The organism is Actinoplanes sp. NPDC089786 (assembly GCF_040684855.1).
Taxonomy (GTDB): domain Bacteria; phylum Actinomycetota; class Actinomycetes; order Mycobacteriales; family Micromonosporaceae; genus Actinoplanes.
Window position 1 is genome coordinate 172,744 of sequence record NZ_JBFBGU010000017.1, and the last position, 13,957, is coordinate 186,700.

General features: G+C 72.3%; 11 protein-coding genes and 1 riboswitch. Of the genes, 1 reads left to right on the plus strand and 10 read right to left on the minus strand.

Annotated features, from left to right (window positions below):
- Window positions 1–403 precede the first annotated feature (403 nt).
- From AB0O15_RS34915 to AB0O15_RS34955, 9 genes are all read right to left on the minus strand, one after another.
- Window positions 404–1,216, minus strand: a complete 813-nt coding sequence (locus tag AB0O15_RS34915) for a carbohydrate ABC transporter permease (RefSeq protein WP_364327757.1) — start codon at window positions 1,214–1,216, stop codon at window positions 404–406.
- Window positions 1,213–2,085 (minus strand): sugar ABC transporter permease, encoded by an 873-nt coding sequence (locus AB0O15_RS34920; protein ID WP_364327760.1) that lies wholly within the window; start codon window positions 2,083–2,085, stop codon window positions 1,213–1,215. The genes AB0O15_RS34915 and AB0O15_RS34920 overlap by 4 nt, the downstream gene beginning before the upstream one ends.
- A complete protein-coding gene (locus AB0O15_RS34925) occupies window positions 2,082–3,311 on the minus strand; it encodes an extracellular solute-binding protein (RefSeq protein ID WP_364327762.1) in 1,230 nt (409 codons plus the stop codon). Before AB0O15_RS34925 ends, AB0O15_RS34920 begins: the two co-directional genes overlap by 4 nt.
- A gap of 310 nt (window positions 3,312–3,621) precedes the next feature.
- Window positions 3,622–4,404, minus strand: a complete 783-nt coding sequence (locus AB0O15_RS34930; protein ID WP_364327765.1) for an SDR family oxidoreductase — start codon at window positions 4,402–4,404, stop codon at window positions 3,622–3,624.
- Window positions 4,394–5,761 (minus strand): cobyrinate a,c-diamide synthase, encoded by a 1,368-nt coding sequence (locus AB0O15_RS34935; protein WP_364327768.1) that lies wholly within the window; start codon window positions 5,759–5,761, stop codon window positions 4,394–4,396. Before AB0O15_RS34935 ends, AB0O15_RS34930 begins: the two co-directional genes overlap by 11 nt.
- A complete protein-coding gene (cobO, locus tag AB0O15_RS34940; protein WP_364327771.1) occupies window positions 5,755–6,342 on the minus strand; it encodes a cob(I)yrinic acid a,c-diamide adenosyltransferase in 588 nt (195 codons plus the stop codon). Before cobO ends, AB0O15_RS34935 begins: the two co-directional genes overlap by 7 nt.
- Window positions 6,342–8,309 carry a VWA domain-containing protein gene (locus AB0O15_RS34945; RefSeq protein WP_364327774.1) on the minus strand — a complete coding sequence of 656 codons (1,968 nt, stop codon included), beginning with the start codon at window positions 8,307–8,309 and terminating at the stop codon, window positions 6,342–6,344. The genes cobO and AB0O15_RS34945 overlap by 1 nt, the downstream gene beginning before the upstream one ends.
- Before the next feature lie 56 nt (window positions 8,310–8,365).
- A riboswitch (cobalamin riboswitch) is annotated at window positions 8,366–8,467 on the minus strand.
- A gap of 215 nt (window positions 8,468–8,682) precedes the next feature.
- Window positions 8,683–10,248, minus strand: a complete 1,566-nt coding sequence (locus AB0O15_RS34950) for a gluconokinase (RefSeq protein WP_364327777.1) — start codon at window positions 10,246–10,248, stop codon at window positions 8,683–8,685.
- 130 nt (window positions 10,249–10,378) lie between these two features.
- Window positions 10,379–11,536 carry a hypothetical protein gene (locus tag AB0O15_RS34955; protein WP_364327780.1) on the minus strand — a complete coding sequence of 386 codons (1,158 nt, stop codon included), beginning with the start codon at window positions 11,534–11,536 and terminating at the stop codon, window positions 10,379–10,381.
- Between the two features lie 86 nt (window positions 11,537–11,622).
- On the opposite strand from AB0O15_RS34955, the gene AB0O15_RS34960 reads away from it, so the two are divergent.
- Complete coding sequence (locus AB0O15_RS34960) at window positions 11,623–12,255, plus strand: nucleotide disphospho-sugar-binding domain-containing protein (protein ID WP_364327783.1); 633 nt, start codon at window positions 11,623–11,625, stop codon at window positions 12,253–12,255.
- Window positions 12,256–12,666: 411 nt separating this feature from the next.
- Here AB0O15_RS34960 and AB0O15_RS34965 read toward each other — a convergent pair whose 3' ends face one another.
- On the minus strand, window positions 12,667–13,950 hold the full coding sequence (locus tag AB0O15_RS34965) for a citrate synthase (RefSeq protein WP_364327786.1): 1,284 nt from the start codon (window positions 13,948–13,950) through the stop codon (window positions 12,667–12,669).
- Window positions 13,951–13,957: the final 7 nt, after the last annotated feature.

The following is a 13,957-nucleotide window of genomic DNA, read 5'->3' on the forward strand; positions in this document are numbered from 1 at the left end:
CCGCTCCACGTGCGTGAGCGGTCACCCTCTTCCACAGATCCACCGACAACCGCGGGAACACGGCGCCGGCCCACAGCAGTGGTAGACCGTCACGGCATCCGGGCCCGAAATACCGTCCTGCCCCACCACCGCCCCCGACAGTGGTAGGCCCTCCCGGCATTTCGGGTGCCGAAACCGTGCTGCGCTACCACTGTTCGCGGCCGTGGTAGGTCGAGGCGGGGAATTGGGGGTCCGGAGGCGCTCCTGGCTACCACTGGGCACGGCGGCGGGGCTGCCACCGGGCGGGGCGCTGAGGGCCACGCGGGACAACCCGGCGCGGGGGCAGAGGGGGTGACCCACCGCCCAGCCCGCGTGTGCGCCACGGCGTCTTGACGTCGCGCGTACCTCAGCATGAACTTGATCTTCAGCCTTTGACCGCGCCCGCCGTCAGGCCCGCGACGATGCGGCGCTGGACCAGCAGGAAGAAGACGACCGCGGGGACGGTGAACAGGACGGCCGCCGACATGACCGTGGGCAGTGGCGTCACGAACTCGCCGACGAACGACGCCAGCCCCTTGGACGCCGGCCATCTCTCCTCGTCGACCATGAACGTGTTGGCCAGGAGGAACTCGTTCCAGCTGTCGAAGAAGGCCAGCACGGCCGCGGCCGCCAGGGACGGGGCGATCAGGGGCAGGACGATGCGGCGGAGCATGGCGTAGCGGGAGCAGCCGTCGATGGCCGCGGCCTCCTCGATCTCGCGGGGCACGCCGTCCATCGCCGTCTTGATGATCCAGACGGCCACCGGCATGGCGAAGGCCGTGTTGCCGAGGACCAGGCCCCACAGGTTGTTCAGCAGCCCGAGGGTCAGGAAGATCGCGTAGAGCGGCACCACGATCAGCGCCTCGGGCAGCATCTGGGTGGCGAACAGCGCGAAGCCGAAGACGCCTCGGCCGCGGAACGTGAAGCGGGACAGGGCGTACGCGGCCAGCACGGCCAGGGCCAGGCTGAGCACCGTGGTGCCGGCCGCCACGAACGCGCTGTTGGTCAGCCAGCGCAACATCGGGGTGTCCGCGGTCGCACTTTCTAAAGCCGCGCCGAGCCGGGTCACGTCGGGCAGCCAGCGCACCGAGCCGCCGAACAGCTCGTCCTGGCTGCGGGTGGCGGTGACCACCATCCAGTAGAGCGGGAAGCCCGCCACGGCCGCGAGGGCGGCGAGCGCGATGAACCGGAGCTTCACGCCAGGTCCTTTCCGGCGGCACGTCGCTCCGCCAGGGCGTACAGAACGGTGGCGATCCCGGAGAGCACCAGGCCGACCACCCCGGTGGCGGCCGACCGGCCGAGGTCGGAGTCGAGGAACGCCTCGCGGTAGACGTCGATCACCAGCGTGGTGGTGCGGTCGACCGGGCCGCCCTGGGTGAGCAGCCAGATGATCTCGAAGCGCCGGAACGACCAGATGGTCATCAGCAGCGCGATCACCCGCAGCGTGGGGACGAGGAACGGCAGCGTGATCCGCCGGAAGACCGTTCCCGGTCCGGCGCCGTCGATCGCCGCGGATTCGATCAGATCCTTGGGTACGGCCTGGAGCGCCGCCAGCACGACCAGCAGCACGAACGGGAACACCTTCCACACCGAGACGGCCGTGACCGTGGCCAGCGCGTACGCCGTCAGCCACCCGTGCCGGCCCAGCCCGGCGGCGGCGGACGCGTGGTTGAGCACCCCGTTGTCGTTGTTGAAGATCCACACGAAGATCAGCGTCACCGCGACCGTCGGGGCCGCCCACGGCAATGTGAGCAGCACCCGCAGCGCGGTCCGGCCCCGGAACGACGCGTCCAGCAGGATCGCGCCGGCCGTGCCCAGCAGCAGCGCCCCGGCCACCGTGGCCAGGCTGTAGATCAGCGTGATCCCGAGCGTCCCGGCGAACCGCGCGTCGGCGACCAGGGCCGAGTAGTTGTCCACGCCGATCCACTCGCCGCCCGTGGGGTCGAGCAGCTTGGTGTCGGTGAAGGACAGCCACACCCCGTCGAGCAGCGGCCCGGCGGTGAAGACAAGCAGGTAGAGGGCGGCCGCCGCGGCGAAGACGTACGGCGCGCCCCGTGCGGCCCTCACTTGAGCTGCTCCGCCTCCTGCTGGGCGCGGGCCAGGGCGGCGGCGGGATCGTCGCCGTCGACGAGCACCTTCTCGACCTGGCTCAGCACCGCGTGGCGGATCTGCGGCGTCTTGATCTCGAAGCCGTCGATCACCGCGTCCTTGGAGGTGGACGCCTGGGCCTGGAACGTCGGCACCCACGGGTTCGCGGCGACGAACTCGGCCGGCGGCTTGGCGTCGGTGCCCAGCACGCTCGCGCCCAGCGCGGCCGCGGCCTGCTTCTGCGCGTCGGCGCCGTAGTACCAGCGCAGCCACTTCTTCGCGGCGTCCTTGTGCTTGCCGAACTTGTTGACGCCGATGAAGAAGCCGGCCTGGCTGCTGGCCGGCGCCGGGAACGGCAGCTTGCTCGCGCCGACGGTCTTGCTGGGCACGACCTGGTTGCCGGTGACCATGGTGGCCAGGGCCGAGCTGTTGTCGATCATCATGCCGACCTTGCCGGCCTTGAACTTGGACCGGAACGTCGACGCGTCGTCACCGACGGCCATGGCGCCGCTGGAGTACATGTCCCGGAACGCGGTCACCGCCGCGACGTTCTCGGGGCTGTTGATGGTCAGGGTGCTGCCGTTCGACCACGAGCCGCCGAACCCGTAGGTCCAGTTGGAGAAGTCGATCCACCAGGGGACTTCCTCGTTGATCTGGTGGCGTACGGCGAAACCGGGGTTGCCGGTCTTGGCCTTGATCGTCTTGGCCGCCGCGATCAGGCCCGGCACGTCGGTCGGCGGCCGCACGCCCGCCTGGTCGAGCAGCGCCGGGTTCCAGAAGAGCGCGTAGTTGACGATCTCCCAGGCGTACCCGAGCTGCTTGCCGTCGACCTTGCCGGCGTCGTTGGTGGCGTTGAGCGCCTGCTTGCCGGCGGCGTCGAGCACGTCGTCGAGCGGTTCGAGGGCACCCGCGTCGGCCAGCTCGGGCAGGAACGTGTCCGGGATGATCAGCAGGTCCGGGCCGCCACGGGCCCCGATCTGCGTCTTGAGCGTGCTCTCGTAGTCCTTGCGCGCCACCGACTGCTGCTTGAGCGTGACCTCGGGGTTCGCGGTCACCGCCTTCCACAGCTGCTCGCCGCGCCCCGGCTCGAGCCACTGCCAGCTCGCGAAGACGAGCTCTCCACTCTGATCCCCGCCGCCGGAACCACCACAGCCGACGGCCAGCGAGGCGGTCAGCGCCACGGCGAGCCACTTCCGGATGTTCACCCGAACCACCGCTCTACGAACCAGGTTCGTAAATAGTCCTTTTATCGTTGAGAGCGACAGCGTGGTCAGGGCGAAGTCGATCGTCAAGCGTCCGCTTTGTTGGGAAGCACGACTTACGAACATGTGCGGGGACCCGGAGCGGCATCCATCTGCACGGATATTTACGAACGTGCCCGACCGCCCGGGCAGCAAATGCAAATTCGGACTTTTTCGCAGGTCGGGTGGGTGGTGCTGACCGTCGCTCCCGCCGAGGGTCGGCTCGCTCCGCTACGCCTCCGCGTCCGTGCGGGGTCACCCTCTTTCACCGACCTCAGGGCAGGATGGCGTCCACATAGCCGCCGTCGACCCGCACGGCGCCGCCCGTGGTGGCCGAGGCCAGCGGGGACGACAGGTAGACGACCAGGTTGGCGATCTCCTCCGGCTCGATCAGCCGCTGGAGCAGCGACTGCGGCCGGTGCCGGCGCATGAACTCCCGCTGCGCCTCATCCCACGGCAGGTCCTTGTCCACGAGCGAGTACACGAAGTCTTCGACGCCACCGGTGTGCGTGGGCCCGGCGATCACGCAGTTCACGGTGACGCCCGACCCGGCGGCCTCCTTGGCGAAGCCACGGGAGACGGCCAGCAGGGCGGTCTTGCTCATGCCGTAGTGGATCATCTCGACCGGGGTGACGACGGCCGAGTCGCTGGCGATGTACTGGATCCGGCCCCAGCCGCGCTCCCGCATGCCCGGCAGGTAGGACCGGGTCAGCCGGATCGCCGACAGCACGTTGACCTCGAAGTAGCGCCGCCACTCGTCGTCGGAGATCTCCAACGCCGGCTGCGACCCGTAGACGCCCAGGTTGTTGACCAGGATGTCCACGTCGGGCAGGGCCTCGAGCACGGTCGCGGCCCCGGCCTCGGAGGCGACATCGGCCGGCACCGCCACGAAGTCGCCGTCCCCCAGGTCGTCGAGGGCCCGCTCGACCGATTCCGCCGACCGCCCGTTGACGCCGACCCGGGCGCCCGCCGCGGCCAGCCCCGCGGCGATCGCCCGCCCGATGCCCTGCGTCGAACCGGTTACCAGCGCGGTCTTCCCACCGAGATCAAGTCGCATGCCCCAAGCTTGCCCCGACAACGCGGCCGGCGAACCCCGGATGACCCGCCCAATGCAGATGCAGGAACGAGGCGTGCAGGCTCGGGGTGGCGAAACCCTCGGGGTCGTCACCGCGCCAGGCCCACGCCGCGGTGCCCGCCGGGGACAGCAACAGACCGGACCGCGGATGCACGGTGGTGCGGTGGAACTCGTGGCCGGTGACCCGGGTGCCGGCCGGCGCCAGCGGGCTGTCGCCCAGGGCGACCGCGTCCCGGTAGCCCAGCGTCAGGGTCGGGGTCATCGCGGCCTCGGCGTCGAGCACGCCACACATCGGCGCGCCGTCCAGGCTGCGGCACAACCAGAGCAGGCCCGCGCACTCGGCGACGATCGGGGCGCCGCTCTCGGCCAGCTTCCGCACGGCCGCGCGCAGGGGGTCGTTGGCGGACAGCTCCGCGGCGTACACCTCGGGAAAGCCGCCGCCGACGACCAGGGCCGCCGTGCCCTCCGGTAACGCCTCGTCCCGCAGCGGATCGACGGTGACCACGTCGGCCCCGGCCCCGGTCAGCAGTTCCGCCGTCTCCGCGTAGGCGAACGTGAACGCCGGGCCGCCGGCGATCGCCACCACCGGGCGCTCCCGTTCCCCGGCCGACGGCTCACCCGGGCTCCATGGGGTGGCCTCGAGGGGCGGCGCCGATCGGGCCACCGCCATCACCTCGGCAAGGTCGACCGACCTGGTGACCAGCTGTTCCAGCGCGGCCACCGAGGCGAGCGCTTCCTCGCGGCGTTCGGCCACCGGGACCAGGCCGAGGTGCCGTGAGGGAGCGGCCACCGCGTCGGCCCGCCGCATCGCGCCGAGCACCGGGGTGCCGACCTCCTCGCACGCGTCGCGCAGGATCGACTCGTGGCGCTCGGAGCCGACCCGGTTCAGGATCACCCCGGCGATGCGGGCGTTGCCGAAGCTGCGGAACCCGTGCACCAGCGCCGCCACCGACCGGCCCTGCGCGGCCGCGTCGACGACCAGGACGACCGGGGCGTCCAGCAGCGACGCCACCTGCGCGGTCGACCCGGTCTCACCCGCGCCGGTGCGGCCGTCGTAGAGCCCCATCACACCCTCGACCACGGCGAGGTCGGTGTTCTCGGCCCCGTGCGCGAAAAGAGGCCCGATCAGGCTCTCACCGACCAGCACCGGGTCGAGGTTGCGGCCCGGCCGGCCGGCGGCGAGCGCGTGATAACCCGGGTCGATGTAGTCGGGCCCCACCTTGAACGGCGCCACGCGCAGGCCACGCGAGGCGAACGCCGCCAGCAGCCCCGTCGCCACGGTCGTCTTGCCGTGCCCGGACGCCGGCGCCGCGATCACCACGCGCGGGATTCTCACCACTCGATGCCCCGCTGACCCTTACGCCCCGCGTCCATCGGATGTTTGACCTTGGTCATCTCGGTGACCAGGTCGGCTGCCGCGACCAGGTCGGGATGCGCGTCCCGCCCGGTGATCACCACATGTTGCGTGCCGGGCCGCGCGGCCAGCGTCGCCACCACGTCGGCCACGTCGACCCAACCCCACTTCATCGGGTACGTGAACTCGTCCAGCACGTAGAACGCATGCGTCTCGGCGGCCAGATCCCGCTTGATCTGCGCCCAGCCCTCGGCCGCCTCGACGGCGTGGTCGCGCTCGGTGCCCGGACGCTGGATCCACGACCACCCCTCGCCCATCTTGTGCCAGGTGATCCGCTCGCCCAGCGCCTTGAGCGCGGTCTCCTCGCCGACCCGCCACTTCGGACTCTTCACGAACTGGAACACGCCGATGTCCCAGCCGGCGCTCCAGGCCCGCAGCGCCATCCCGAACGCGGCCGTCGACTTCCCCTTGCCGTGCCCGGTATGCACAGCCAGGACGGCCTGCCGCCGCCGCTGCCGCGTGGTCAGCCCGTCGTCCGGGACGACCTCGACCTTCCCCTGCGGCATCAGGCGGCCTCGAGAGCGTCGAGCGGGACGAGGTCGGCGGAGAGCGTGGCGGCCAGCCGGCGGGCCAGGCCGAGGCGGACCGGGCCGGACTCGCAGTCGACGACGATGGCGGCCACGCCGGCCAGGGCCGGGGCCACGGTCGCCGGGTCGGGGCCGGAGGTCGCGCGGCCGTCGGTCACCACGATCAGGAGCGGGCGGCGGCGGGGGTCGCGGCGGCGTTCGGTCGCGATGGTGGCGGCGGCGGTGCGGAGGCCGGCGGCCAACGGGGTACGGCCACCGGTGCGCAACGCGGCCAGCCGCATCACGCCCACCTCGTGACTGGACGTGGGCGGAAGCACCTGCTCGGCGTTCCGGCCCCGGAAGGTGATCATCCCGACCCGGTCGCGCCGGTGATAGGCGTCGCGCAGCAGGGACAGGACCGCGGTCTTCACGACGGTCATCCGCTTGCGGGCGGCCATCGAGCCGGACGCGTCCACCACGAAGAGCACGAGGTTCGCCTCGCGGCCGACGTGGACGGACTCGCGCAGGTCACCGGGCTCGACCGTGCGGGAACCGCGGTGGATCGCCGCGCGCAGCGTCGCCGGCAGGTGCGGGGCGCCGGTCAGACGGCCGTGGGGCACCCGCGATCCGGCGACACGGCCGCGACGGGTGAACGCGGGCGACCGCCGGCCCGAGTGCCCGCCGGCGCCGCGGTCGGTGATGCGCAACGTCTTCGGGCGGTAGGCCGAGCCGGGCGCGGCTACTCCCCCGGCCGGCGCCGGTCTTTGCTGCTTCTGCTCGTCGCCGGCCCGCTCCGGTTTTTGTTCGTCGGCGGCCTGCTCCGGTTTTTGTTCGTCGGCGGCCCGCTCCGGCGTGGAATCCGGCCTGCCCGCGGGCGGCGGCGGTGGGGGTGGCCCGTCGCCGGGGCCGCTCCCGCCGGGCGGATCCGGGTCTTCGCCCTCTTCCTCGTCGTCCTCGGCGGCGGCGTTGAGCGCGTCCTCCAGCCGCTCCTCGTCGGAGCCGGTCGGGTCGAGCGGGTCCTTGCGACGCCGGTGGGGCAGGGCCAGCCGGGCCGCGTCGCGCACGTCGTCGGCCGTCACCACGGAACGCTCATGCCAGGCGGCCAGCGCGACCGCGCACCGGGCCACGACGATGTCGGCGCGCATGCCGTCCACGCCGTAGGCCAGGCAGACCCGGGCGATCCGATCGAGCTCGGCGTCGGGCAGCACCACCGACGCCGAACGTGCGCGCGCCGAGGCGATCCGCACCGCCAGCTCGGCATCGGACGAGGCGAACCGGGCGGCGAACCCGGCCGGATCGGCCTCGTAGGCCAGCCGCCGCCGCACCACCTCGGCCCGCTGCCGCGCATCCCGCGGGGCGGCCACCGTGACCACGAGCCCGAACCGGTCGACGAGCTGCGGCCGCGGCTCGCCCTCCTCGGGGTTCATCGTGCCGACGAGCAGGAACCGCGCGGCGTGCTTGACCGACACCCCATCACGCTCGACGTGGGCCCGGCCCATCGCCGCGGCGTCGAGCAGCAGGTCGACCAGGTGGTCGGGCAGCAGGTTGACCTCGTCGACGTAGAGGGCGCCGCGATGGGCGGCGGCCAGCAGCCCCGGCTCGTAGGCCTTGGTGCCGTCGGCCAGGGCACGCTGGAGGTCGAGGGTGCCGACGACGCGGTCTTCGGTGGCGCCGACCGGCAGCTCGACCAGGGTGGCGGGACGAGGCCCGTGCGGGGCGTCGGCGTCATGCGGGCCGTCCGGGCAGTCGGCGTCGGGCGTACCCGGATCACACGCGAAGCGGCACCCACGCACCACCTCGACCTCGGGCAGCAGGCCGGCCAGCGCACGCACCACCGTGCTCTTCGCCGTGCCCTTCTCGCCGCGGACCAGGACACCGCCGACGGCCGGTGAGACCGCGGTGAGCAGCAGCGCCAGGCGCAGGTCGTCGAGGCCGACAACGGCCGAGAACGGGTACGGAGGCAGCACGCGCACTTCCCTTCTGCCCCGGGTCCTCGCCCGGGCGACGGTGGGTCGAGCGGCCGGAGTCTCCTGACTCCCGGACCGCGCACGATCACCGGCGAACCGGTCACGCACACGACCTGGTCACAGTGGCGGGACCGTCCCGGACTCACACCGGGTTCCTCCGCTACCGCTCGTCCGCAACTCAACCCGACGGACTACGACCACGTCAATGTGACGCTCATGTCGTGCCCCGGCAGTGAACGGCGCCGCTTCTCCCGGCCCTCAACCGCTTCTTCCGGCCCGTCAACCGCTTCTCCGGACCCCTCAACCGCTTCTCCGGACCCTCGACCGCTTCTCCGGCCCGTCAACCGTGCAGGGACATCGCTCTTCCGGCGCCTCAGCCGGGCACAGCACCGCTCTTGCGGTCGTCGGGCGCGGCGACCGGCGTTGTCAGCTGCTCGGACAGGTGGGCCACGAACAGCGCCGCCTCCTCGATCAGCGGGCGCTGCCGGCGGTAGAGCTCGGCGTTCGCCGCGTCGGGCACGGTCGGCGCGCCGATGTCGACCAGCCCCGCGGCCTGGTCCAGGTCGGGCAGCGAGCCGAGGGCGTGCCAGCCGAGCAGGCAGGCGCCCAGCCCCGTACCCTCGGGCGTGTCGGCGATGGCCACGGGCAGGTCGAGCGTGGCGGCCAGCACACCCACCCACAGGTCCGACGCCACGGCGCCGCCGGTCGCGCGTACCTCGGTCACCGGGAACCCGGCCGCGTCGAACGAGTCGCGGACCAGCGCCACCTGCTGGCACACCCCCTCGACGGCCGAGCGGACCAGGTGGGGCCGGCCGTGCTCGCGGCCCAGCCCGAGGAAGGCGCCGCGCATCCCCGCACGCCACCAGGGCGCCCGCTCGCCGAGCAGGTAGGGCAGGCAGAGCAGTCCGTCGCTGCCGGGCGGCGCCGACTGGGCCTCGATCAGCAGCGCGGCGTCGATCTCGTCGGCGTTCTCCCCTTCGGCGGCCGGCCGCGCGAACCCGGCGGCGAAGGCTTGCCCGGCCCAGCGCACCACGGACCCGGCGTTGTTGACCGCCCCGCCGACCACCCAGCGGTCCTCGGTGAGCGCGTAGCAGAACAGCCGCCCGGCCTCGTCGGAGCTGGGCTGGTCGACGACCGTACGCATCGCGCCGCTGGTGCCGAGCGACACCGCCGCGACCCCCGCCGGGGTGGCCCCGACACCCAGGTTGGCCAGCGGCCCGTCGCCCGCCCCGATGATCAGCGGCGTGTCCGCGGGCAGCCCGGCCGCGGACGCCACCTCGGCCTTGAGCCGCAGCCGCCGCGTGGTCGGCACAACTTCGGCGAGCTGGTCCTCGCGAACCCCGGCGATCTCCAGGGCCTCCGGATCCCACCGCCGCGCATGGATGTCGTAGAGGCCGGTCGCCGAGGCCAGGGACAGATCCAGCAGGTACGCCTCGTCGGCCAGCCCCGACAGGATCAGCTCCTTGCCGCCACCCCACCGAGGCGTGTCGCGCAGCGTCTCCGGGTCGGTGGCGCCCCACCAGGCCAGCTTGGACAGCGGCGCCATCGGGTGCACCGGGGTGCCGGTGCGGGCCAGCAGCTTCTTGGCCAGCCCCTGGTCGGCGATCGCGGCGCTCTGCCCACCGGCCCGCCCGTCGGCCCAGGTCACCAGCGGGCCGAGCGGTTTGCTGTCGGCGTCCATCGGAACCAGCGCGTGCAGGAACGAGCTGAGGCTGACCCCCACCACCCGGTGACCGGCCGCGCGGCACTGACCGGCCACGTCGACAAGCGCCTCGACCGCCGCGTCCCGGACCCGGTCGGCGTCCAGCTCGGCCCGGCCCGGCCCGGGCACCAGCAGCGGATAGTGCACGCTGGCGTGCGCGTGCAACTCACCATCGAGCCCCGCGGCGACGCCCTTGGTCGCGGTGGTCCCGCTGTCGATCCCGATCACGACGTCCATACGCTCGACCTTAGGGCCTGTCCCGCCCACCGGCTCGGGACCGGACCCGGCGACCTCCCCCATCGCGCTCGATGCCGTCTCCGCACAGGCCCCAGGCCGAACCGCCTCCGTGTCTTCTCCGCTCTGGGTCTCAGGTCGGGACGGGCAAGAGCACCTCATTGGCGCCGTCCTGGTAGCGGATCTCGAGCGTGTCGGGGGGCAGCAGGGCCGCCGCGTCCGGGTTGGTGATCCAGCCGCCGTTGAGCCGGCGGTAGCGGAAGCGGGATCGTTTCGAGGCGAACACGATGCCCTGGCCGTCGGGCAGTCGCGTGGCGAAGGCGGACTGGCGGCGTTCCGGGACGACCCCGAGAAACTCGGGCTGCTCGCCGTCGAGGAACCGGAACAGCCGGATCGTCCGGTCGTCGACCATGGTCTGCAGGACGAACGCGCGGTTGTCGGGCGTGACACCGGCGATCCGCCAGGCGGTGGTGAGGGACGGGTGGTGATAGCCCGACATGTCCTCGTAGCCCGGGATGTTGCGGACGTCTCGCCGTTCGTCGCCGCTCCCGCCCAGCCCGACCTCTCGCGACGAGGGCAACTCATCGAGGGGCAGGCTGCCCTTCGGGTTGCCCAGTTCGACCCGGCGCCCCCCGGCGACCAGCGCGAACGAGGCCGGGTTGGAGATCGGCCGGGTGGCCGAGCCCTCGCGGAAGGCGACATCCTCGAACGACCAAACGATGCGACCGGCCCTGTCGACGGTGTAGCGCGAGGCGAACCGGGTGGGGCGTCCGTCGTCGACCACGATCAGCGTCTGCGGGCTCCGCGAGGCGTCGCTCCACTGCTTGACGAACTTCTGGAAGGCCGGGTCGACCGCCTCGCCGACCAGGAAGGCGTTCGCGTTGTCCCAGCCGGTGACCATGGTCTCGGGGCCGCCGACCGTCCACTGGGACGCGCCGTCGCGCAGCTCGACGAAGCCGGTGACGCCGTAGTGGACCGGCCCGCCGGGCGGGTCGTCGAGCGGGATGCGCTGGGCGACCAGCGCCAGCCGCCCGGCCGGCGTGGTGCCGGCCCACGCCACGTTCGGTTCGCCGACAGTACGCACCGACGCCGGCAGGGCCGACCGCCAGGCGTTGATCGCCGCGTCCAGGAAGACGGCGTCGGTGGCCAGGTCACCCCGGGTCGGTGCGTCGAGCCGGTCGTTGGCCGGCGGCGTGACACCGGATCCGCCGCCCAGCCGGAGCACACCGGCGGTGGCGCCGGCGCCGGCCACGGCCAGCCCCGCGGTCAGCAGCGCCCGCCGCCGGATCACCCTCCCCCACCGACTGGGCCCCACCGCCGGCCCTGCACGACTTCCTGGCCGCCGGCCCACCACCGGTCTTCATCGGCTTCGGCAGCATGGCCCCCGCCCAGGGCGCCCGCCTCGCCCCCATCATCCAGAGCGCCATCCGCAAGGCCGGCGTCCGAGCCGTGATCCAGGCCGGCTGGGCCGGCCTGACCCTCAACGCCCACACCAGCGGCGTCCCCAGCAGCAAGACCAACCAAGCAGACGGCGAGCGCGGCAGCGGCGGCGAGCGCGGCAGCGGCGGCGAGCGCGGCAGCGGCGGCGATGGCGATGGCGGCAGCGGAGGTGGCGGCGAGCGCGGCGGCAGCGGAGGTGGCGGTGGCGAGCGCGGTGGCGACGTCTTCACCATCGGCGAGGCCCCACACGACTGGCTCTTCCCTCGAATGGCCGCGGTCGTTCACCACGCCGGCGCGGGCACGACGGCTGCGGCGCTTCGGGCGGGCGTCCCCGCGGTGCCCGTGCCCGTGCTGGCCGACCAGCCCTTCTGGGCGTCGAGAGTCCACGCGTTGGGCGCGGGCACTCGACCGATCCCGATGTCCCGCCTGACCTCCGACCACCTGGCCGCAGCCCTGACGGAAGCGACCACCAACCCCCACCGACGCGCGCGAGCCGAGGCGATCGCCGCGCGCCTTTCAAGCGAAGACGGCCCGTCCCCCATCCTCGCCTGGTTGGACGCACTGAAATAAGCAACAGGAACCAACAATGACCAGGGGCGCGCCGCGACCACGGGCACGGCAGGCAGCGAGCGTGGCGGGCGGCGGACGCGGGCGGCGAACGCGCGGGCGGCGGGCGCGGCGGTTGGCGGCACGGCGCGGCGGTTGGCGGCGCGAGCCACGCGGGACGACCCGGCGGCTGGGCAGGGAGGGTGACCAGCGACGGCCCGGCGTGTGCGTCGCGTGACTTCGACGTTGCGCGTATCTAAACAAGAGCTGGCGCCGAACAACGGACCCGCGCCCCAGGGGAGAGCCGGCGCGTCAAGCGACGGACGCGCCAGGAGAAGCCCGCGCCGGACCGGCGAAACAGCCCCCGGCTCTGAGGAGAGCCGGAGGCTGTGACGACGGAACCGCTGTGGCGGAGGAACCCGCCGAGACGGACGGTTAGCGCTCGGTGATGGCGACGAACGGGCGCTCGGCCTCGCCGGTGTAGAGCTGGCGGGGGCGGCCGATCTTGGTGGCCGGGTCGAGCATCATCTCGCGCCACTGGGCGATCCAGCCGGGGAGGCGGCCCAGGGCGAACAGCACCGTGAACATCTTGGTCGGGAAGCCCATCGCCTTGTAGATGAGGCCCGTGTAGAAGTCGACGTTCGGGTAGAGCTTGCGGGAGACGAAGTAGTCGTCGCTGAGGGCGATCTCCTCGAGCTGGAAGGCCAGTTCGAGCAGGGGGTCGGGCCGCTCCATCTTGGACAGCATGTCTTGCGCGGCCTTCTTGACGATGGCGGCGCGCGGGTCGTAGTTCTTGTAGACCCGGTGGCCGAAGCCCATCAGCTTGACGCCTTTTTCCTTGTTCTTCACGCGGTTCACGAAGGTGCCGACGTCGCCGCCGTCCTTCTTGATCAGCTCGAGCATCTCGAGGACCGCCGCGTTGGCGCCGCCGTGCAGGGGGCCGGACAGGGCGTTGACGCCGGCCGAGACCGAGGCGAACAGGTTGGCCTGGGCCGAGCCGACGAGCCGGACCGTCGACGTGGAGCAGTTCTGCTCGTGGTCGGCGTGCAGCACGAAGAGCATGTCGAGGATCTTGGCGATCTCGGGGTCGACGTCGTACTCCACCGTGGGCAGCCCGAAGGTCATGCGCAGGAAGTTCTGCACGTAGTCCAGCGAGTTGTCGGGGTAGGGCAGCGGGTGGCCGATGCTCTTCTTGTAGGCGTACGCCGCGATGGTCGGAAGTTTCGCCATCAGGCGGATGCCGGAGATCTCGACCTGTTCCTGGTCGGTCGGGTCGAGCGCGTCCTGATAGAAGGTGGACAGCGCGGTGACCGCGGACGACAGGACGGCCATCGGGTGGGCGTCGCGCGGGAAGCCGGAGAAGAAGTTGCGCATCTCCTCCTGCAGCAGCGTGTGCATCCGGATCTGGTCGCTGAACGCGGCCAGCTCGGCCGGCGTCGGCAGCTTGTCGTGGATCAGGAGGTAGGACACCTCGAGGAACGACGCCTTCTCGGCGAGCTGCTCGATCGGGTAGCCGCGGTACCTCAGGATGCCGGCGTCGCCATCGATGTACGTGATCGTCGACGCGCACGAGGCGGTGTTGACGAAGCCGGTGTCCAGGGTGACGAAGCCGGTCTCCTTCAGCAGCGCGCTGATCTCGATGCCACCGGGACCCTCGGTAGCGGAGCGTACCGGCATCGACAGCTGGCCACCGGGGTGGTCAAGCTTGACATCCGTCATGTATTTC